Source organism: Polaribacter sargassicola (assembly GCF_021991835.1).
Taxonomy (GTDB): domain Bacteria; phylum Bacteroidota; class Bacteroidia; order Flavobacteriales; family Flavobacteriaceae; genus Polaribacter; species Polaribacter sargassicola.
This window is the reverse complement of the sequence record NZ_JAHDAU010000003.1, coordinates 1-21013: the sequence shown is the minus strand read 5'-3', so window position 1 is coordinate 21013 and position 21013 is coordinate 1. Positions and strand designations below refer to the sequence as shown.

Genomic DNA, 21013 nt, shown 5'->3' with positions numbered 1-21013 from the left:
AAGAACTTTAGAATCCTTATTTAATTTAATTACCTATATAAATTACAATGAATTCTAATAAAATACTACCTGCAAAAGTAACCTTAACAAGAGAAAAAGCTCTTAAAGACTCATTAAACTATTTTAAAAACGATGAATTAGCTGCTACTGTTTGGCTAAATAAATATGCACTTAAAGATTCTGAAGGAAATTTTTATGAAAGCTCACCAGATGATATGCATAAAAGAATTGCAAAAGAAATTGCAAGAATAGAAAAGAGGTATAAAAATCCTTTGACTGAAACCGAAATTTTTGATGTAATTAAAGGTTTTAAATACATTATTCCTCAAGGAAGCCCTATGGCAGGTATAGGAAATCCTTATCAAGTAGGTTCTTTATCTAATTGTTTTGTAATTGGTAACAATGGAGAATCTGATTCTTATGGAGGAATTATGAAAATAGACCAAGAACAAGTACAATTAATGAAACGTAGAGGAGGAGTTGGGCATGATTTATCGCACATTCGCCCTAAAGGTTCCCCTGTAAAAAACTCTGCATTAACATCAACAGGTATTGTACCTTTTATGGAACGCTATTCAAATTCAACAAGAGAAGTTGCGCAAGATGGAAGAAGAGGTGCGTTAATGTTGTCGGTTTCTGTAAATCATCCTGATGCAGAAGATTTTATTGATGCAAAATTAGAACAAGGTAAAGTAACAGGTGCAAATGTTTCCGTTAAAATTGATGATGCTTTTATGGAAGCTGTTATCAAAAATGAGAAATACACACAAAAATATCCCACATTTAGTAAAAATCCGCTATATACAAAAGAAGTAGATGCAAGCGCTATTTGGAAAAAAATAGTACATAATGCATGGAAATCTGCAGAACCAGGAATTCTATTTTGGGATACAATCATTAATGAATCTATACCAGATTGTTATGCAGATTTAGGTTACAAAACAGTGTCCACAAATCCTTGTGGAGAAATCCCTTTATGTCCATATGATTCTTGTAGATTATTAGCGATAAATTTATTCTCTTATGTAGAACAACCTTTTACAAACAAAGCCGTGTTCAATTTTAAATTATTTAAAAAGCATATTGTAATAGCTCAAAGAATGATGGATGATATTATAGATTTAGAATTAGAGAAGATTGATACAATTTTAGCAAAAATAGATGCAGATCCAGAAGAAGATAATGTAAAATCTACAGAGAAAAATTTATGGTTAAATATTAGACAAAAAGCTTACGAAGGTAGAAGAACAGGAATAGGTATTACTGCAGAAGGAGATATGTTAGCAGCTTTAAATATACGTTACGGAAGTGCAGATGGTAATAAATTTTCTACAGAGGTGCATAAAACTTTAGCTATGGAAACTTACAGAGCTTCTGTAAAATTAGCAAAAGAAAGAGGTGCGTTTTCTATTTTTGATGCAGATAGAGAAAAGAACAATCCGTTTATATTAAGACTAAAAGAGGCTAATAGTAAGTTGTATTATGAGATGTTAGAATATGGACGCAGAAATATAGCTTTATTAACTATTGCTCCTACGGGTACTACAAGTTTAATGACACAGACTTCATCTGGAATTGAACCTGTTTTTATGCCAGTTTACAAACGTAGAAAAAAAGTAAACCCTAATGATAAAGGAGTTCGTGTAGATTTTGTAGATGAGGTTGGAGATTCTTGGGAAGAATATGTTGTTTTTCATTATCGTTTTAAACAATGGATGGACGTTAATGGAATTGATACAAATAAAAATTTTTCTCAGAAAGAAATTGATGAATTGGTAAAAAAGTCTCCTTATTATAAAGCAACATCTAATGATATAGATTGGCTAAGTAAAGTTACTATGCAAGGTGCAATTCAAAAATGGGTAGATCACTCTATCAGCGTAACTGTAAACTTACCGAATAATGTAACCGAAGATTTAGTTGGAGAATTATATTTAAAAGCATGGCAAGTTGGTTGTAAAGGAGTAACGGTTTACAGAGATGGATCTCGTTCTGGAGTTTTAATTTCTTCGGATGATAAAGCGGAAGAAAAAACGTTAGGTTTTAATTTTCCTAAAAAGCGTCCATCTATATTAGAAGCAGATGTAGTTCGTTTTCAAAATCAGAAAGAAAAATGGATTGCTTTTGTTGGTTTGTTTGAAGGAAAACCATATGAAATTTTTACAGGATTAGCAGATGATGAAGATGGTATTTTAATTCCGCGTTGGGTAGAAAAAGGAGCAATAATAAAAAATAGAAATAATTTAGGAGAAAGACGTTATGATTTTCAGTACAAAAATAAACGTGGTTATAAAACAACAATAGAAGGATTATCTTATAAATTTAATCCAGAGTTTTGGAATTACGCGAAACTAATTTCAGGAACAATGCGTCATGGAATGCCAATTAATAAGGTTATCGATTTAATACAAAGTTTACAATTAGATTCAGAATCTATTAATACATGGAAAAATGGAGTGCAAAGAGCATTAAAACGATATGTTGAAGATGGTACAAAAGCGAAAGGACAAACTTGTGATAATTGTAATTCTACAGATTTAATTTATCAAGAAGGGTGTTTAACTTGCCAAGAATGTGGCTCTTCTAAATGTGGTTAATTTTTTATTTTATACTTAAAAAACCTCTAAATACTTATTGTATTTAGAGGTTTTTAAGTAGTTTAATTTATTACTCTACTCCCAATTAACACTTAAGTTGTTAAAAGTTACAGAACTCATTTTAGTATGTTCATAATGATTGAAAATAAGTGCTTTTAAAACAGGAATCTCTTCTGAAATTCCTTTAAATTCAAATATAAATTTAGTAGGTAAATTTCTTTCTAATTTTCCAACAAATAATAATTTACTATTTCCTATTTGAAATTTTGAAGCTTTATATTTGTTTCCTTTTGGATCAAAAATATCAATACTTTGTGCTACAAATTTTGTTGGAAATCCTTTGTTTTCAATTGAACCTTCAACAATGATAGTGCCATTATCATATTTTCCTTTTACAGAATTAATTCTATAAATAATATTATTACTTTCTTTTTGATTTTTGGTATTTAGTAAATTTAAGCTCTCTTTATAATATTGTATTTCTGAATTTAATTTTTTGATATCATTAACTTGTAGAGATATTAACTGCTTTTTTTGTGCTAATTCAGAGTTAAGTTTTTCATTTTTAAGTTCCAAATCAGAACAGTCTGTTTGTGCAAAAGTGTTAGAAATTACTAGAAGTGTTAAGACACTAAAAATTTTAATTTTTTTCATAATATTTTTTTTAAAAATTACTTGCAATTTTAATGATATACACGTGTTTAACTGTTATAATGATATCATATAATAGCGAAGTTAATGTTTTAAAAACAATAAAAATATATATCCTATAATAACTTTAAATTAAAAATTAAATCAAATATGTAATTATTCTTAATTAGATAAACTTTATTGAGATAATTTGTTGAAATTTATTTTAATGTTTCTTATTAATAATTTTTTCTTTTTTTACAATTCAAAAATATCTTCAAATCTACCTATTTTGTAACCTTGTTCAATTATAGTTTTACTCTCTTTACTATTTGGGTTTATAACAGGATTTGTATGGTTAAAATGAATGAAAATAATTTTACTCTTTTCCTCTTTACTTAAATCTTTAAACTTTTCTAAACTCTCAATAATAAAAGGATGTGGAATTTGACTAATATCTCTACTATCAATTTCTTTACCACTATAAAAAGTAGCATCTAAAAAAGCATAGTCTACTTTTTTAATTTCATCAATAATATTTTTATTCCATTTTTCCCATTTATCAATATCCGGAATAAATAAAGCACTTTTATTTGGTCCTTTAATTCTGTAACCAACAGTTTCAGAATATTCATCTCTGTGTGGTACTAAAATAGGAGTTACGTTAATTTTATTTGATAATTGAATTGTTTCTTCATTCTTAATTTCGCTCAAATTTATGTTTTCACTTTTAACCAATTGGCTCCAAGGTCCGTTATTAGAAATAAATGTTTTCATTTTAGGCATTGCGTAAACAGTAACATTTTTAGAGTTTATAGATTCTTTGCCTAAATACATTAAACCAGCATAATGGCCAATATGTGCATGTGTTAAGAAAATTCCGTCAGTTAATTCTTTGTTTATTTCATTGTTGTATTTAGAGAGCATTTTCATTTGCGTCTTAATATCTGGTGTAGCATCAAATAAATAAGTTTTATTGTTTTGCTTATCAATTAATCCTAAAGAAATAACTTGTCTTTTATAATCTGGGTTTTTAAAAAGATCTTTACAGCAATCTTTTTCGCAACCAATTTGTGGAGAACCAGCATCTTGTATTGTTCCTAAAAGAATAAGAGAAGTATTTTTTATGCTTTGTTTTTGTTGGGGTTTTTTAGAGGTAATTTTTTCTGTTGATTTTTCTTTAACGCAAGAAAGTGTAAAAATCATTAAAAAGAAGATGTAATATTTATTCATGTAATTTAAATTGATATTAAATTTTTGATGTAGTATTTAAAAAATACGAAATTAATGTTTTACATGTAATTTGTATAAATTAACTCTTAGTTTATAAAGAAGAGATGTTGTTTTTGTTGTCAGTAATTTTTATAAATATTTTACTAAGTTCTGTAGCACAACCCCAAGCTACAGTAAAACCAGCTCCGCCATGACCATAATTATGAAAAACATTGGAAAAATTTTTATCAAACTCAAAACGAACAGCATTTCTTTTAGGTCTTAAACCTACAATTTCTTCTAATATTTCAGGTGATTTGTCTTTTAATCCTGCCTTTTTTATTCTGTTTAAAATTAAATTCGTGTCAGATTTTTCTATATTTTGGTTCCAATCATTCTCATAATCTGTTCCACCTATAACACAATCTGTAGTTCGATTGATAATATAACTTAAAGCGCCTTTTTTAGTAGAATCGGCAAAAGAAGAAATATTTGTTTTCTTACAACGCAAAATTTGACCTCGCATAGGATGTAAATGCTTGTCTTTACATATTTTTTTTGCACCTAAACCAGTACAATTAATAACCCATTTATCTAAAGAAGATAACTCTTGTAAATTTTGGATATCTTGCTCTATAAAATTACCTCCATTTTTAATAAAAATATTAAATAAATAAGGCAGATACACAAGAGGTTCAGCTAAAGGAACCTCAGAAATATAAGCATTATCAATTCCTGTTGGTAATTCTGAACCTTTTGCTTTTCTAACAGCTTTTTTCGGGAGTAATTTAACCCAATCCGTGTTACTTTTTTCATTATATGCTGTTATAAAAGGAATAAATGATACTCCATTTTCTTTATTAACTTCTTGCTGATATTGTTTGTAAGCAATTGTTGCCCAATAATTGGCTTTTTCTTTAGGTTCAATTTCAAAAGGAAACCATATAGCACCAACTTTATTAGAAAGTGTTTTATCAAAACGCTCTTTAGCAACTATAGTAACTTTAAAATTACTTTCTTGCAAAAGTATTGCTGTAGTTAAACCAATAATACCACAACCAACAACTGTAACTGATTTCATGTTTATAGATCTAATCCGCTTTTTTGTAGACTTATTTTTTTATGGCAGTAAACGTTCCGTTTGGTTGAATTAATACTAAATTTAAAGTGCTTTTATTTACTTCAAATCTTGCTTTATACCCTGTTAAACCTTTTATCATAAATTCATTTTCTTTTATAGGTGTTAAAGTGTATTCTGGTTGACCAGGAACAAAAAGCATTAAATTTTCTTCTTTTAAAAAGATTTTTAACTCTGTGCCAGAAAGAGAATAAAGACCAACATATTTATTTAGAATTTCTTTTGTGATATCAACTTCTTCTGGAGTTCTTTTAAAAATAATGTCATCTAAAGTTGGTTCTAATTTTAACTTAGTAGAAGAAATATCACCTAAATTGTTTGTTTGAAAATTGAAATAAATTCCTAAATCAGAAATAGTATCTAATTTATTATCTTCAATTATATAAGGTATAAAAACATCATAATGTTTATGACTTAAATACATTTTTTTTATAGTGAAATGTGCAAATAAAGAATCGTTTTGTAATTTTATTTTAAAATCTCCATAACCAGGATGATTGTATTTACCAGCGTATTCAATTAAGCTATGAGAAGGTTTTGTATTTAAAATGATACTAGATTTTTCATTTTCTTTTGCTTTTTTCTGAGATTGTTTTAGTTTGTCTATTTTTTCTTCGTAGTATGTTTTCCAATCTGTTTTTTCTAAATCTAAAACTTCATCAGAAATAGCATTTCTTACTAAAGTTGGTAAAGCAGAGCTGTCTTGGTTTGTTAAAACTACAATTCCTATTTTGTCTGTAGGAAATAGGGCAACATTTGCAGAAAATCCATCAATATTTCCACCGTGTTCTAATCGATAATGACCTTTGTAAGAAGAGGTAAACCAAGCAAAACCATAACTGTTTAAATGTTGATCAGGAAATTTTTCATCAGCAATTCCGCTACCAACTAACATTAACGGATTCATCGCTTTTTGGATGTATTTTTTTGGTAAAATTTGATTGTCATTAAACTTACCGTCGTTTAACCAAACTTTTAACCAATTAGACATTTCTTTAGCACTACTGTTTATACTACCAGCAGGACTAATTGCCGCAATATTATAATAAGGAATTACTTTATTGGTAGTGAAGTTTTCTAAAACATATCCTTTAGAAACATTAGTTGTGTTTTGTAGTTCTTTAATATTTAAGTTAGATCTAGACATATTAAGAGGTTTAAAAAAACGTTCTCTAATATTTTCTTCCCAACTTTTATTGGTTAGTTTTTCAGTAATTATACCTTGCGCTAAGTACATAAAATTGTTGTAATACCATTGTTTTCTAATGCCTGTAAAAGGTTTATGATATTTTACACGAGCTAATAAACTATCTTTATTTTCTATAGGAAATAGATACCAAGAAAAATCATGACGAGGTAAACCGGTTCTATGGCTAATCATATCTAAAATGGTAACCTCATTGTTAAGTTCTTTATTGTAAAAGTTTAATTCTGGTATGTATTTTTTAGGACTATCATTAAAAGATAAACCTTTTTCTTCTTCCATAATTCCTAATAAGGCAACTGTAAATGCTTTAGAAGAAGAACCTATTGCAAATAAGGTGTTTTCGTCTGTTTTTATTTTTTTTTCTAAATTACTATATCCAAACCCTTTAGAATAAATAACTTCATTTTCTTTAACAATTGCGACAGAAAAACCAACAGTTTTTGTAACTTCTTGTAAAGCTGTTAATTTTTTATCTAAAAGTTTTTCATTGAAGTTTTTTTGACTAAAAATAAAGGTAGAAATAATAAAAAATAAAAATGTCAGTAGTTTTGTTTGCGTTTTCATTTTTAGAGGGAGATTTGTTTAGTGTTTAATTTTCTCAAATACAAAGTCAATTTTAAAATCATCATTAGAAATAATAGCTTTTAATTGATTGTTTTCTTTATAATATTTAATTTTTTTAGGAAATTCATTTAAAGTATTTACACATACAAAAGAAGAATCTGTTTGGTTTATAAATTTAAAAAAAGTTGGTTCTTCATTTGGGCCATCAACTTTTAAAAACAAAGTGTCTTTAATGTTTACAATATCCATTTTTTCGAAGAAAATAGTATCTTTTCCTTTTAAAGAAAAACCTATACCTGTTAAGTTTTTTTGCCAAATTTCGTAGGTTTTAACGCTGTCTTTATCATTTGTACGGATCCAATTTCCTGTTAAAAAATCTGGTTGTTTAATATTTTCTTTTTTATTACTACAAGATATAATTAAAAAAGAACAAAAGATTAATAATACTAATTTCATAAAAAAGATAGGCTTTGTTCAAATATAGCTATAAAAATTGTAAATTCGCAGACCAAGAAAAGATAGAAGATGTTAGATAAATTAAGAATTGTTAAACAACGTTATGATGAGGTTTCGGATTTAATTATCCAACCAGAAATCATTATGGATCAGAAGCGTTATGCGCAATTGAGCAAAGAGTATAAAGATTTAGGATCTGTTGTTAAAAAAGGTGATGAATACCAATCTTTGTTAAATAATATTGAAGAAGCAAAAGAAATTATTTCTGATGGTTCTGATGCAGAAATGACAGAGATGGCTAAGATGGAAATTGAAGAAGCAAATGCCAGAATTCCTGAATTAGAAGAAGAAATAAAATTTTTATTAATACCAAAAGATCCAGAAGATTCTAAAAATGCGGTAGTAGAATTACGTGCTGGTGCAGGAGGAGATGAAGCGAGTATTTTTGCTGGAGATTTGTTTAGAATGTACTCTAAATATTGCGAAAGCAAAGGTTGGAAAGTTTCTACTGTAGATTATTCTGAAGGTACAAATGGTGGATTTAAAGAAATTCAGTTTGAGGTTACAGGTGAAGATGTTTACGGAATTTTAAAGTTTGAAGCTGGTGTACACCGTGTGCAGCGTGTACCACAGACAGAAACACAAGGTAGGGTTCATACTTCTGCAGCAACTTGTATGGTTTTTCCAGAAGCAGAAGAGTTTGATGTAGAGATAAATCCTAAAGATGTAAGAATAGATTATTTTTGTTCATCAGGTCCTGGTGGTCAATCAGTAAACACTACTTATTCGGCAGTACGTTTAACACATATACCTACTGGTTTAGTTGCGCAATGTCAAGATCAAAAATCACAACATAAAAATAAAGAAAAAGCTTTTAAAGTATTAAGATCTCGTTTATATGATTTAGAGTTGGCAAAGAAAAATGCCGAAGATGCTCTAAAACGTGGTTCTATGGTTTCTTCTGGAGATAGAAGTGCTAAGATTAGAACTTATAATTATGCACAGGGTAGAGTTACAGATCATAGAATTGGTTTGTCTTTATATGATTTGCCAAATATTGTAAACGGAGATATTCAAAAAATTATTGATGAATTGATGTTGGCAGAGAATACAGAGAAATTAAAGGAATTAGGAGACGGATTCTAGTAAGCTAAAATTACTAAATAAAAAACCTCAAAACATATAAATAGTTTTGAGGTTTTTTTTGTTAAATATTAAATGGAATTAGAATATAACATTACAATTATAATAATTAGGGGGAAATAATAATTGTCTTTAAATTCAAATAAGGTATTGTATACTTATATTCTATGCTACAAATTTATATAGGAATCAAATATTACACAATACCCATTTATAGGGTATTTTATATACCTATAAATGGGTATAAGGCTCCTTAAAAACAAGGATTTTATTCTCCAAATAAATGCAACTCAGTAAATTCTTTATCTACTGTAATTGTTTGTATGTTGTTGGTATCGTTTAATTTAACTTCTACTTCTACATTATCTATTTGTATAGATGTAATTGTAAAAGGTAAGTTATGTAAGTTTACTTTAAACTTTTTATACTTAGCGTCAAATGAACCTTCTTTATGTTGTTGTAAGATAAATTCATTCTTTTTACCTGTAAGTTTAAAAGAACGCAAACTATATCTACCTTTTTTATAATCATAACCGTCATGGGCGTCATCAAATAATTGAGATGTTTCTTTTCCTTTTTTGTGATAAACTTCTAAGGTAATTTCATCAAAATCTTTTTCGCCAACATATTGTTGAACAGGATATTTAGGAATTACAGAACCTTCTTTAATAAAAATAGGCATACTATCTAAATCTGCTTCTACCCACATTTCTTTTCCACCTTCTACAAGTTCGTCTGTCCAAAAGTTATACCATTTTCCTCTTGGTATATACATTCTTCTACCTTTAGAGTTTGGTTCTAGTATAGGGCAAATTAAAATATTTTCTCCATAAATAAACTCATCACTTCTGTAATGTGTAGAAATATCTTCTTGATCGTATAAAACCAACGATTTTAATATTGGTGTTCCTTCGTTTATATATTTCCAAAAAGCGGTATATAAATAAGGTAAAAGTTGGTATCTAAGTTCTACAAATTTTCGTACAATGTTTGTAATTTCTTCTCCAAAAACCCAAGGTTCTTGGTGCCCATGATCTCCAGAAGAGTGTACTCTACAAAACGCATGAAAGACACCTAATTGAATCCAACGAGCAAATAATTCACCTTGAGGTTGCTCTGCAAATCCACCAATATCACTTCCTGCAAAAGAAAAACCAGACATTGCCATTCTTTGTGCTTGGTTATTAGCTATAGATAAATGTTCCCAAGTAGCAACATTATCTCCCATCCAAGTAGAAGTATATCTTTGTGCACCAGAGTAAGCAGATCTTGTTATTACAAATGGTCTTTTAGGATATGCGTATTTTTTTAAACCATGATATGTTGCACGTGCCATTTGCGTACCATAAATATTATGTGCTTTTCTATGTGAACAAGGATTTCCATCAAAATCATGACGAACATCATTTGGGAAAGATTTGTTAGGCACATCCATTACAGCAGGCTCATTCATATCATTCCAAACACCTTTTACTCCAATATCTTCAATTAATTCTTGAAATAAACCAGACCACCACTCTCTAACTTCTGGTCTTGTATAATCTGGAAAGTAACATTCTCCTGGCCAAACTTTACCTTTCATATAAGGGCCGTCTGCACGTTTACAAAAATAATCTTTATCTAAAGCTTCTTTAAAAACATCATATTCTAAATCAATCTTAATACCAGGATCTATAATAACAACAGTTTTAAAACCGTCATTTTCTAATTCTTTAACCATTCTTTTAGGATCTGGAAAATGATTTTTATCCCAAGTAAAACAACGGAAACCATCCATGTAATCTATATCTAAATAAATAGCATCACATGGTATCTGTAAATCTCTAAATGTTTTTGTTATTTCTTTAACATTACTTTCTGGGTAATAACTCCATTTACATTGATGAAATCCTAAAGCCCATAATGGAGGCAAAGCATGTGGTTTACCTGTTAAATCGGTATAGTTAGCAACTACATCTTCCATTTTAGGACCGTAAATAAAGTAGTAATTCATTTCACCACCTTGTGCCCAAAAACTTGTTACATTTCTTCTTTCTTGTCCAAAATCAAAAAACGTTTTAAAGGTATTGTCAAAAAATATACCGTAAGATTTGTTGTCTTGTATAGCTGTATAAAAAGGAATTGCTTTATAAATAGGATCTGTGTGTTTACCAAACGCATAAGAATCTGTAGCCCAGTTTTCAAAACGCTTTCCTTTCATATTAACTTCTACAGGTTTATCACCTAAACCATAGTAGCTTTCTGTTTTTTGGCAAATTTTACTCATTTTTACAATGTCTCCACCGTATTCATAACTTTCTTCCCAATGAAAACCAATTTCATCTTCATTAATTAATTTTAAATCTAGAGCGTCAAATATGCTAACTTGCAGGCTTCTTTTTTCTACTTTACAAATTAATTTAGAAGTTGTAATTATATAATGAGATTCATCTTCTGATATTTCTAAAAAGTTATAACCTCTAGAGGCATGAATTGTAACACCGTAAGAAAAATCATTTTCAAATTTACCTGTAGTAGTATATCTAAATCTAATAACGCTATCTCTAACAACGGTTACTTGTAAAATAACATTATTCTTAGTTGTAAAATATAAGGTGTCTACGTCCTTTTTATAATCAATTATTTCTGAAGGAAATAAATTGCCTTTTTGTTCTAGTTCTGTATTAACAATCATAAATGTTAGTTTTTTAGCTTATAAAAAATTTGTAAAATGATTAAATATTAAAGAATTAACTTATTATAAAACTTTTAATATCTGCTATAACCAAAAATATTGCTTATTTATTTAATAATTAGCTGAATATAAATTCTTTTATAAAAAAAATAAAAGAATTTATAAACTCATAAAATTGATGTATTTTATTATGATGTATAAAAAAATGAACCCTTTTTTTTATTAAAAATATTTTTTAAAATAGTTGAGTTCTTTTTTTAATTAAAATTATTTGTATTTAAAAGCCATCATTGCTAAAGGAGGTAAATTAAGTTCAACAGAATTCTCTCTATTATTCCATATTTTTTGATCTGAAATTAAATTTTGATTTTTATAATTACCAGTTCCGTTAAATTTTATAGCATCACTATTAAAAATATTTTTTAAAGTACCTTCTTTAGGTAAACCAATTCTATAACCATCTCTTGGTACAGGTGTTAAATTTAAAACAATAATAATATCGTCTTTTTCAATATTTCCTTTTCTAATAAATGATAAAACAGAGTTTTGGTGATCTCCATGATCAATCCACTCAAAACCTTCATAAGAAAATTGCTTTTGATGTAAAGCAGGTTCTTTTTTATAAAGTAGATTCAACTCTTTTACTAAATTTTGTACTCCTTTATGAATATCATATTGTAATAAATGCCAATCTAAACTTGTCTTAAAACTCCATTCGCTTGTTTGCCCAAATTCTGCTCCTTGAAATAAAAGTTTTGTTCCAGGATGTGTAAACATAAAACTATAAAGTAATCTTAAGTTTGCAAATCTTTGCCATTCATCACCAGGCATTTTGCTAACTATAGATTTTTTACCATATACAACTTCATCGTGAGATAGAGGTAGCATAAAGTTTTCTGTAAAAGCATAATTTAAACTAAAGGTTAAGTCGTTTTGATGGTATTTTCTATAAACAGGTTCTTTTGCAAAATATTCTAAAGAATCATGCATCCAACCCATCATCCATTTCATACCAAAACCTAATCCGCCATCATAAATAGGTTTAGACACTTTAGGGAAAGAAGTAGATTCTTCTGCTATGGTTTGTACATCAGGAAAAGATTTATAAACGGCCATATTCATTTCTTTTATAAAATCTATAGCTTCTAAATATTCTCTTCCTCCATATTTATTAGATTCCCATTGCCCTTCTTCTCTAGAATAATCTAAAAATAACATAGAGGCAACAGCATCTACTCTTAAACCATCTGCATGAAATTGATCTAACCAAAAAATAGCATTACTAATTAAAAAAGCTTTTACTTCATTTCTCCCGTAATTAAAAATTAAACTTTTCCAATCTTGATGATAACCTTTTCTTTGATCTGGATGTTCATACAGATGAGATCCATCAAAAAAACCTAGTCCATGATCATCAGAAGGAAAGTGTGATGGTACCCAATCTAAAAGTACTCCAATTCCTTTTTCGTGAAATTTATCAACCAGATATTTAAATTCATCTGGATAACCAAAACGAGCTGTTGGAGCAAAATACCCTGTTAATTGATAACCCCAACTAGGATCATAAGGATATTCCATAATAGGCATAAATTCTACATGAGTAAAATTCATTTCATCTACGTAGTTAACCAACTCGTCGGCCATTTCTACATAACTTAAGAATCTATTTTCTTCAATTTGCTTTTTCCAAGAACCTAAATGAACTTCATAAACAGAAAAAGGCGCATCTAATGCATTGTTTTTCTTTCTGTTTTTCATCCATTTTTTATCTTTCCATTGGTAATCATCAGACCAAACTACAGAAGCAGTTTTTGGCGGATGCTCACATCTTCTAGCAAAAGGGTCTGCTTTTTCTGTTACTACATTATTATGAGAGCTTCTAATTTTGTATTTGTAAATATCACCTTTACTAACGTTAGGTATAAAACCTTCCCAAATACCACTGCCATCCCAACGTACATATAATTGATGTTCATTCTCTTGCCAAAAGTTAAAATCACCAATTACAGAAACGGATTTAGCACTAGGAGCCCAAACTGAAAAATAGGTTCCTTCTACACCATCTACAATTGTAGTATGCGAGCCAAATTTTTCGTAAAGACGGTAATGTTTACCTGCTTGGAAAAGACTAATATCAAAATCTGAAAATAAACTATAAACTATAACTTTAGACATGTATTTATTTTAAAAAGTAACTATTAAATTTTTGTTCCTTTAGGAATTGTAGCTCCTTTTTTTATAACTATAATACCATCTTTTATAAGATAATTTTCTGTTTCTGTATCTTCTAAATGAGAGCCCCCATTTATTGTTACATCGTCTCCAATTCTAGAGTTTTTATCAATTATACAGTTATTTATGTTGCATCTATCTCCTATACCCAATAGATTTTCTATATTATTTTCTTCTATATCTTTTAAAGATTCATAAGTATCGTTACCCATCATATAAGTATTGGTAACAATAGAAGCTTTACCAATTCTAGATCTTACACCAATAACACTTCTTTCTATTTTATCTGCCTGAATAATACATCCATCTGCTACTACAGCTTTGTTTAAAACGGTTCCAGATATTTTAGATGTTGGTAAAATTCTTGCTCTAGTGTAAACTCTATTTTCATCATAAAGATTAAATTTAGGAATATCGTCTGTTAAGCCTAAATTTGCTTCGTAAAAAGATCTTATGGTACCAATATCGGTCCAATAACCTTCATATTGATAACTAACTGTTTTATGATTATGTATAGATTGTGGTATAATTTCTTTTCCAAAATCTATAGTGTCTGGGTTTTCCATTAATTTAACAAGTAAATCTCTATTAAAAATATAGATTCCCATAGATGCTAAATAATTTCTACCTTCACTTTTCATTTCATCACTAACATCAGATGTCCAGTCGGGTAATAACTCTGCAGCTGGTTTTTCTATAAAAGAAGTAATTGTATTTTCTGTATCTGTTTTTAAGATACCAAAACCGGTAGCATCTTGTGCGTTTACAGGATAAGTTGCTATAGATATTTCTGCACCTCTTTCTTGATGTTTTTCTATCATATCTTCTAGATCCATATTGTATAATTGATCTCCAGAAAGTATAAGTGCATATTCAAAATCATTTTGTAAAAAATGATGCATACTTTGCCTAACAGCATCAGCAGTACCTTGAAACCATTTGTCGCTTTGCATAGTTTGTTCTGCTGCTAAAACATCTACAAAAGCTTGACTAAAAAAACTAAAGTGATATGTGTTTTTTATATGTTGATTTAACGAAGCAGAGTTAAACTGTGTTAAAACATATATTCTTTTTATATTTGAATTAATACAATTAGAAATAGGAATATCTACCAATCTATATTTACCAGCAATAGGTACTGCGGGTTTAGACCTATCTGCTGTTAAAGGATATAACCTAGAACCTTGGCCTCCTCCTAAAATGATTGATAGTACACTTTTGTTTAGCATAGTTTATTTTTTTAAAGATTTATAAAGGTTTATATATTCTTGAGCAGAATTGGTCCAAGAATTATCTATGAGCATTATTTTTTTAGAATTTTGTATATATTCAGTTTGATTTTGATAAAATAAATTTGCTCTTGTTATTGCATTTGTTACTTCTTCTATTGTAACACCGTAATGACAAATACCAAAACCATTAGCATTTATGTCTACAACTGTATCTTTAAGACCACCAATTGCATTTACAATAGGAGTTGTACCATATCTTAAAGAATACATCTGATTTAAACCACAAGGTTCTACTCTAGAAGGCATTAACAAAAAATCGGCACCAGCATAAATTATGTGAGACAATCTTTCGTCGTATCCTATAAAAGAACCATAATTTTTTTCTTCTTGTAATTGGTTTAATTGAAATTCTATTTCTTTATTACCAGAACCTAATAAAAGAATAGAAATATTATTCTCTTTTAGAGCTTTTTTAAATATTTTAGGAAATAAATCACTTCCTTTCTCACCAACAAGTCTACCTATAAAAGCAAAAAGTGGTTTGTTTTCATCTAAATTAAATTCCTTACACAACCACTGTTTATTGGTTTTTTTTCCATCAATTGGGTTAGAGCTATTGTAGTTACCAATTAAATAATTGTCTGTTTCGGGGTTCCAAACATTCCAATCTATACCATTTAAAATACCAATACATTTTTTGCTTTCATGCATTAATAAATCTTCTAAACCGTTTGCTTTTAGTTTTAACTCTTCCATGTAAGAAGGAGAAACAGTTGTAACTCTCCAAGCACATTTTATTGCTGCAGCTAAAGGGTTTATATTACTATTCCAATCTAATAAACCAACATTAGTAAAGTTAAATTCAGGAATTAAGTATACTTTATTATGGGAAAACCAACCTTGATATTGGGCATTATGTATTGTAAATATTGTAGGTATATTTTTTAAGGTTTCATATCTATAGGATTGAGAAACCATAAACGGTATTAGTCCTGTGTGATGATCATGTACATGAATTATATCTGGTTTTCTTTCTAATGATAAAACCCAATCTAAAGTTGCTATTTGAAAAGCTAAAAATCTTTCTGTGTCACTTGAAGAGTATACATAATCTGTGTATAAAAATTCGGGTATGTCTACGCAGTATAAATCAAACTCAAGAGAGTTACTAGAAAGTTTTAATACCCTAAAACTAAATAACTCTTTACCCATTTCAAGCTTATTTTCATAAACTACGTTAAAATTATTTTTTTGGGTAAAGGGATTGTTATAATATGGCATTATAACGCTGCTAGTTGTATTTAGCTTTTTTTGATATTTAGGTAAAGCCCCAACAACATCTGCTAAACCGCCAACTTTAGCAATAGGATAACACTCTGCGCTTACATGTAGTATGTCCAAAATATAATTTTTTGTTTCAAGCTAAATTTACAAAAATTATATTTATTATTAATCAGGAAATATATTATTTACAAAAGTTTAATAAAAGATGGTTTTTGTTAAATAATTAATAGGAACTACTTTTAAAATGAGATTCTTGTTAAATATTTCTTTGTTTATTTATCTCGTCTTGTAATTGTCTACGCAGTTTTTGCTCTCTTTCAATAGACTTTTTTCTGTGGTTTTCAAATTCTTGTTCTATTTCAGCTAGATTACTTTTAGACTCTTTAGTTATTACATTACTTTTAGAAAATTTAAATATAAAATAAGTTAAAGCTAATACTAATAATGCAATAATACTACATAAAACAAGGTTGTATGTGGTTTTACTTAGTTCAAAACCTAACAAAGAAATAGAACTAACTTGTTTTAAAGCAGCGTTTAATTCTAATTGAGTTTTATTTAAAGTATTTTTAGTTTCTTCAATATTATTTTTCTCAATTTTTAATAAATTTTCTTTTTCAGAAATTAATTTCTGCGATTTATCTAAAGAGTCTAGAACATTTGATTTTAAAAGTTGATACTTTTCTTTATCAATAACTTTATAAGCTTGGTATGTTGTTGATGTTCTATATATTTTATCAAATTGTCCTTTTATAGAATTGTCTTCTTTTTCTTGTACTTCTTGTGAAAATATAGAATAAGTACTTACTAATAAAAAGGCTAATAATATTTTAAATTTCATATGTTATATTTGGGCTGTAAATTTACAAAAAAAACCCAAACAAAATGTTTGGGTTTTTAATATAAGCAAGTATTATTATTCTTATTTTATTTTCTCTACAACAGCCTTAAAAGCGTCTGGATTGTTAACAGCTAAATCTGCTAAAACCTTACGGTTTAATTCGATATTGTTAGCTTTAACTTTTCCCATAAACTGAGAGTAAGACATTCCGTGTAAACGAGCTGCAGCGTTAATACGTGTAATCCATAAAGAACGGAAGTTTCTCTTATTGTTTTTACGGTCTCTATATGCATAAAGCATACCTTTTTCAACCGCATTTTTTGCTACTGTATAAACGTTTTTTCTACGTCCAAAGTAACCTTTTGCTGCCTTCAAGATTTTTTTTCTTCTATTTCTTGAGGCTACTGAATTTACTGATCTTGGCATAATTTCAATGTGTTTTGTAGTAGGCGATTCTGTTAAGAATACTTTTATTTAGGCCTAACTCCATGGTTAATAATTAAATTCCCTTGTTAAACTTATTTTAAGTTTAATTGTTGCTTAATGTTAGCTTCATCATATTTGTGTACCAAACCATCATGAGTTAACTTTAATTTACGTTTTTTAGACTTCTTTGTTAAGATGTGACTTTTAAACGCGTGCTTTCTTTTTAATTTTCCAGTACCAGTAACTTTAAATCGTTTTTTGGCGCTAGATTTTGTTTTCATTTTAGGCATTTCTCCTTCGTTTTTATCTTGCTTAATATTTTTAGTTTTAAAGTTTATAGATATTAATCTAAAAAACTCTAATACTTATTTTACTTTTTTGGGAGCAATAAACATAATCATTCGTTTTCCTTCTAATTTAGGTAATTGCTCTACTTTACCATATTCTTCTAGTTCTTGTGCTAATTTTAATAATAAAATTTGCCCTTGTTCTTTAAAAATAATAGAACGTCCCTTAAAGAACACAAATGCTTTTAATTTAGCTCCTTCTTGTAAAAACTTAATAGCATGTTTCTTTTTAAATTCATAATCATGCTCATCAGTTTGAGGTCCAAAACGAATCTCTTTAATAGTCACTTTAGATGCTTTAGACTTTAAAGATTTTTCACGTTTCTTTTGCTCATACAAGAATTTCTTGTAATCAATAATTTTACAAACAGGTGGTTTTGCTTTTGGTGAAATTTCAACCAAATCCAACTCTTGTTCTCTGGCTAATTCCTTTGCTTTTGCTAAAGGGTATACACCAACTTCTATGTTTTCGCCCACAAGACGAACTTCATCAACATATTTTATTTTTTCATTAATCCTATGTTGATCTTCTTTGATTACTCTTAATGGTCTTCTAGACCTGCTTCTACGTATTGCTATGACTTATAAATTTTAAATTTAACTTATAGTTGTTTTCCAACCTTTTATTTTTTTAAGAACTTTCAAAATTAGTTAAAAATTCTTTAATGTCTTACTTTCTTCTTCTTTAATTAAAGAAATAAATTCTTCAATAGTAAAAGTACCGATATCACCTTCTCCATGTTTTCTTACAGAAACTGTGCCATCTTGTTCTTCTTTTTCACCTACAATCACCATAAACGGAATTTTACTAATTTCCGCATCACGAATCTTACGACCAGTTTTCTCACTTCGGTTATCTACCAAGGCGCGAATTTCGGAATTTTCTAGCGATTCTAAAACTTTTTCTGAATATTTTTGATATTTATCACTGATTGGCAATAAGATAACTTGATCTGGAGTTAGCCAAAGTGGAAAATTACCACCTGTATGTTCTAATAACACAGCTATAAAACGCTCCATAGAACCAAAAGGAGCTCTATGTATCATAATTGGTCTGTGATTTTCGTTATCAGCGCCTTTATATGTTAAGTCAAAACGTTCTGGTAAATTATAATCTACTTGTATTGTTCCTAATTGCCAACTTCTACCTAAAGCATCTTTAACCATAAAGTCTAATTTAGGTCCGTAAAAAGCAGCTTCTCCTGTTTCTACAACTGTAGATAAGCCTTTTTCTTCGGCAGCTTCAATAATAGCAGCTTCTGCTTTTACCCAATTTTCATCTTTACCTATATATTTCTCTGGTTTTTCTGGATCACGTAAAGATACTTGAGCAACAAAATCATTAAAACCTAAAGAGTTAAATACATACAAGACTAAATCAATAGTAGCTTTAAATTCATCTTTTAATTGATCTGGTGTACAAAAAATATGTGCATCATCTTGTGTAAAAGAACGTACACGAGTCATACCATGTAATTCTCCAGATTGCTCATAACGGTATACAGTTCCAAATTCAGCGTAACGTTTAGGTAAATCTTTGTAAGAAAAAGGTTTGAAGTTGTAAATTTCACAATGGTGAGGACAGTTCATAGGTTTTAATAAAAACTCCTCATCCATTTTTGGAGTTTTAATAGGTTGAAAACTATCTTCTCCATATTTTTCATAGTGACCAGATGTTTCATATAACTCTTTTTGACCAATATGTGGAGTTACAACCATTTCATAGCCTCCTTTTTTTAAAGCTTTCTTTAAAAAATCTTCTAAACGTTGTCTTAAAGCGGCTCCTTTAGGTAACCATAAAGGTAAACCTGCACCAACTTTCTGAGAAAAAGTAAATAATTCTAACTCTTTTCCTAGTTTTCTATGATCACGTTTTTTAGCTTCTTCTAGTAAATCTAAATATTCAGTTAACATTTTTTGTTTAGGGAAGCTAATTCCGTAAACACGAGTTAATTGATTGTTCTTTTCATCACCTCTCCAATAAGCACCAGCAACATTCATTATTTTTATTGCTTTTATAATACCTGTGTTTGGTATGTGGCCTCCTCTACATAAATCTGTAAAATTGCTATGATCACAAAAAGTGATATCTCCATCAGTTAAGTTTTCAATCAATTCAACCTTATATGGGTTGTTTTCAGATTTATATTTAGCTAAAGCATCAGCTTTAGAAACTTCACGCATTTTAAATTCGTGCTTGCCACGGGCTATTTCTAAAAATTTCTTTTCTATAGCAGAAAAATCTTTTTCAGAAAGCGTTTCATCACCTAAATCTAAGTCATAATAAAATCCATTATCAATAGCAGGACCAATAGTTAACTTTGCATTCGGGTGAAAACTTAAAATAGCTTCTGCTAAAACGTGAGCAGAAGAATGCCAAAAAGCTTTTTTACCAGCGGCGTCATTAAATGTATATAAAATTAAAGAACCATCGGTGGTTAGTGGGGTAGAGGTTTCAACGGTTGTTCCGTTAAAATTTGCGGATATAACATTTCTTGCGAATCCTTCACTAATGCTTTTTGCAACATCGATAGGAGTGCTATATTTAGCAAGCTCCTTAATACTTCCGTCTGGTAAAGTAATTTTAATCATTTAATGTATTGTATTTTGAGGGAGCAAAGATATTAGAAAACAATTTTTCACACAATATATAGTTGTTTAATTAATTATATTTTTTTTGACTTGTAAGAAGTTACATTATTAACTGATTAGTTTGTCAGTATATGATAGTATAATCAAAGATTTTTAAAGTATAGATGATTTAATCTAAAAGGGATAAAAGAGCTGCTAAAGCTTTATTTGTTCTCTTTATGTTTTTTTTGGTAAATAGTAAATAAAAAATTTTAATCTATAAGGATTTCAATTCCAACACCTTATACATTTATATTTCATTTTGGGATAAAAAAGTTAAAAAAGGTGTTGTGATTATTAAAAAGAGGTGTATATTTGCACCCGCTAACGGAAATACGAGTAGGTTAGTATCGTTCATTGAGAGTTTGTTTGATTTTAGAAAGAAGTAAAAATTAATTA

General features: G+C 28.7%; 16 protein-coding genes. 2 read left to right on the top strand and 14 right to left on the bottom strand.

Features of this window, described 5'->3' with window-relative positions; all coding sequences use genetic code 11:
- Positions 1–47: 47 nt before the first annotated feature.
- On the top strand, positions 48–2597 hold the full coding sequence (locus KI686_RS05900) for an adenosylcobalamin-dependent ribonucleoside-diphosphate reductase (protein WP_237588347.1): 2550 nt from the start codon (positions 48–50) through the stop codon (positions 2595–2597).
- A 75-nt stretch (positions 2598–2672) separates the two neighbouring features.
- Here the strand turns inward: KI686_RS05900 and KI686_RS05895 are convergent, their stop codons facing one another.
- The 5 genes from KI686_RS05895 to KI686_RS05875 all read right to left on the bottom strand — a co-directional run bounded on the left by KI686_RS05895 (position 2673) and on the right by KI686_RS05875 (position 7804).
- A complete protein-coding gene (locus tag KI686_RS05895; RefSeq protein WP_237588346.1) occupies positions 2673–3251 on the bottom strand; it encodes a hypothetical protein in 579 nt (192 codons plus the stop codon).
- A 234-nt stretch (positions 3252–3485) separates the two neighbouring features.
- On the bottom strand, positions 3486–4460 hold the full coding sequence (locus KI686_RS05890; protein ID WP_237588345.1) for an MBL fold metallo-hydrolase: 975 nt from the start codon (positions 4458–4460) through the stop codon (positions 3486–3488).
- 91 nt (positions 4461–4551) lie between these two features.
- Entirely contained in the window at positions 4552–5520 is a 969-nt protein-coding gene (locus tag KI686_RS05885; protein WP_237588344.1) for an FAD-dependent oxidoreductase, read from the bottom strand.
- Positions 5521–5551: 31 nt separating this feature from the next.
- A complete protein-coding gene (locus tag KI686_RS05880) occupies positions 5552–7348 on the bottom strand; it encodes a serine hydrolase (protein ID WP_237588343.1) in 1797 nt (598 codons plus the stop codon).
- An 18-nt stretch (positions 7349–7366) separates the two neighbouring features.
- A complete protein-coding gene (locus KI686_RS05875; RefSeq protein WP_237588342.1) occupies positions 7367–7804 on the bottom strand; it encodes a DUF6265 family protein in 438 nt (145 codons plus the stop codon).
- Between the two features lie 69 nt (positions 7805–7873).
- Between KI686_RS05875 and prfA the strand changes: the two genes are divergently transcribed.
- The gene (gene prfA, locus KI686_RS05870; RefSeq protein WP_237588341.1) at positions 7874–8950 is read left to right on the top strand and encodes a peptide chain release factor 1; all 1077 of its coding nucleotides are present in this window, start codon (positions 7874–7876) and stop codon (positions 8948–8950) included.
- Between the two features lie 265 nt (positions 8951–9215).
- Here the strand turns inward: prfA and KI686_RS05865 are convergent, their stop codons facing one another.
- From KI686_RS05865 to thrS, 9 genes are all read right to left on the bottom strand, one after another.
- On the bottom strand, positions 9216–11621 hold the full coding sequence (locus KI686_RS05865; RefSeq protein WP_237588340.1) for a glycoside hydrolase family 31 protein: 2406 nt from the start codon (positions 11619–11621) through the stop codon (positions 9216–9218).
- A 267-nt stretch (positions 11622–11888) separates the two neighbouring features.
- Positions 11889–13796, bottom strand: a complete 1908-nt coding sequence (gene glgB, locus KI686_RS05860) for a 1,4-alpha-glucan branching protein GlgB (protein WP_237588339.1) — start codon at positions 13794–13796, stop codon at positions 11889–11891.
- A 23-nt stretch (positions 13797–13819) separates the two neighbouring features.
- Positions 13820–15082: a glucose-1-phosphate adenylyltransferase gene (locus KI686_RS05855; protein WP_237588338.1), complete on the bottom strand. Its 1263-nt coding sequence runs from the start codon at positions 15080–15082 to the stop codon at positions 13820–13822.
- 3 nt (positions 15083–15085) lie between these two features.
- Positions 15086–16486, bottom strand: a complete 1401-nt coding sequence (locus KI686_RS05850) for a glycogen synthase (protein ID WP_237588337.1) — start codon at positions 16484–16486, stop codon at positions 15086–15088.
- Between the two features lie 139 nt (positions 16487–16625).
- Positions 16626–17210 (bottom strand): hypothetical protein, encoded by a 585-nt coding sequence (locus KI686_RS05845; RefSeq protein WP_237588336.1) that lies wholly within the window; start codon positions 17208–17210, stop codon positions 16626–16628.
- 81 nt (positions 17211–17291) lie between these two features.
- A complete protein-coding gene (rplT, locus tag KI686_RS05840) occupies positions 17292–17636 on the bottom strand; it encodes a 50S ribosomal protein L20 (RefSeq protein ID WP_237588335.1) in 345 nt (114 codons plus the stop codon).
- Between the two features lie 92 nt (positions 17637–17728).
- Positions 17729–17926: a 50S ribosomal protein L35 gene (gene rpmI, locus KI686_RS05835; protein ID WP_237588334.1), complete on the bottom strand. Its 198-nt coding sequence runs from the start codon at positions 17924–17926 to the stop codon at positions 17729–17731.
- A 75-nt stretch (positions 17927–18001) separates the two neighbouring features.
- Complete coding sequence (gene infC, locus KI686_RS05830) at positions 18002–18520, bottom strand: translation initiation factor IF-3 (RefSeq protein WP_368735868.1); 519 nt, start codon at positions 18518–18520, stop codon at positions 18002–18004.
- A gap of 114 nt (positions 18521–18634) precedes the next feature.
- A complete protein-coding gene (gene thrS, locus KI686_RS05825; RefSeq protein ID WP_237588333.1) occupies positions 18635–20575 on the bottom strand; it encodes a threonine--tRNA ligase in 1941 nt (646 codons plus the stop codon).
- Between the last annotated feature and the right edge of the window lie 438 nt (positions 20576–21013).

What these genes read in the sequence shown, in the direction of transcription:
- KI686_RS05900 (WP_237588347.1), top strand. Translation starts at nt 48, where the DNA reads ATGAATTCTAATAAAATACTACCTGCAAAAGTAACCTTAACAAGAGAA.
- KI686_RS05895 (WP_237588346.1), bottom strand. Translation starts at nt 3,251, where the DNA reads ATGAAAAAAATTAAAATTTTTAGTGTCTTAACACTTCTAGTAATTTCT.
- KI686_RS05890 (WP_237588345.1), bottom strand. Translation starts at nt 4,460, where the DNA reads ATGAATAAATATTACATCTTCTTTTTAATGATTTTTACACTTTCTTGC.
- KI686_RS05885 (WP_237588344.1), bottom strand. Translation starts at nt 5,520, where the DNA reads ATGAAATCAGTTACAGTTGTTGGTTGTGGTATTATTGGTTTAACTACA.
- KI686_RS05880 (WP_237588343.1), bottom strand. Translation starts at nt 7,348, where the DNA reads ATGAAAACGCAAACAAAACTACTGACATTTTTATTTTTTATTATTTCT.
- KI686_RS05875 (WP_237588342.1), bottom strand. Translation starts at nt 7,804, where the DNA reads ATGAAATTAGTATTATTAATCTTTTGTTCTTTTTTAATTATATCTTGT.
- prfA (WP_237588341.1), top strand. Translation starts at nt 7,874, where the DNA reads ATGTTAGATAAATTAAGAATTGTTAAACAACGTTATGATGAGGTTTCG.
- KI686_RS05865 (WP_237588340.1), bottom strand. Translation starts at nt 11,621, where the DNA reads ATGATTGTTAATACAGAACTAGAACAAAAAGGCAATTTATTTCCTTCA.
- glgB (WP_237588339.1), bottom strand. Translation starts at nt 13,796, where the DNA reads ATGTCTAAAGTTATAGTTTATAGTTTATTTTCAGATTTTGATATTAGT.
- KI686_RS05855 (WP_237588338.1), bottom strand. Translation starts at nt 15,082, where the DNA reads ATGCTAAACAAAAGTGTACTATCAATCATTTTAGGAGGAGGCCAAGGT.
- KI686_RS05845 (WP_237588336.1), bottom strand. Translation starts at nt 17,210, where the DNA reads ATGAAATTTAAAATATTATTAGCCTTTTTATTAGTAAGTACTTATTCT.
- rplT (WP_237588335.1), bottom strand. Translation starts at nt 17,636, where the DNA reads ATGCCAAGATCAGTAAATTCAGTAGCCTCAAGAAATAGAAGAAAAAAA.
- rpmI (WP_237588334.1), bottom strand. Translation starts at nt 17,926, where the DNA reads ATGCCTAAAATGAAAACAAAATCTAGCGCCAAAAAACGATTTAAAGTT.
- thrS (WP_237588333.1), bottom strand. Translation starts at nt 20,575, where the DNA reads ATGATTAAAATTACTTTACCAGACGGAAGTATTAAGGAGCTTGCTAAA.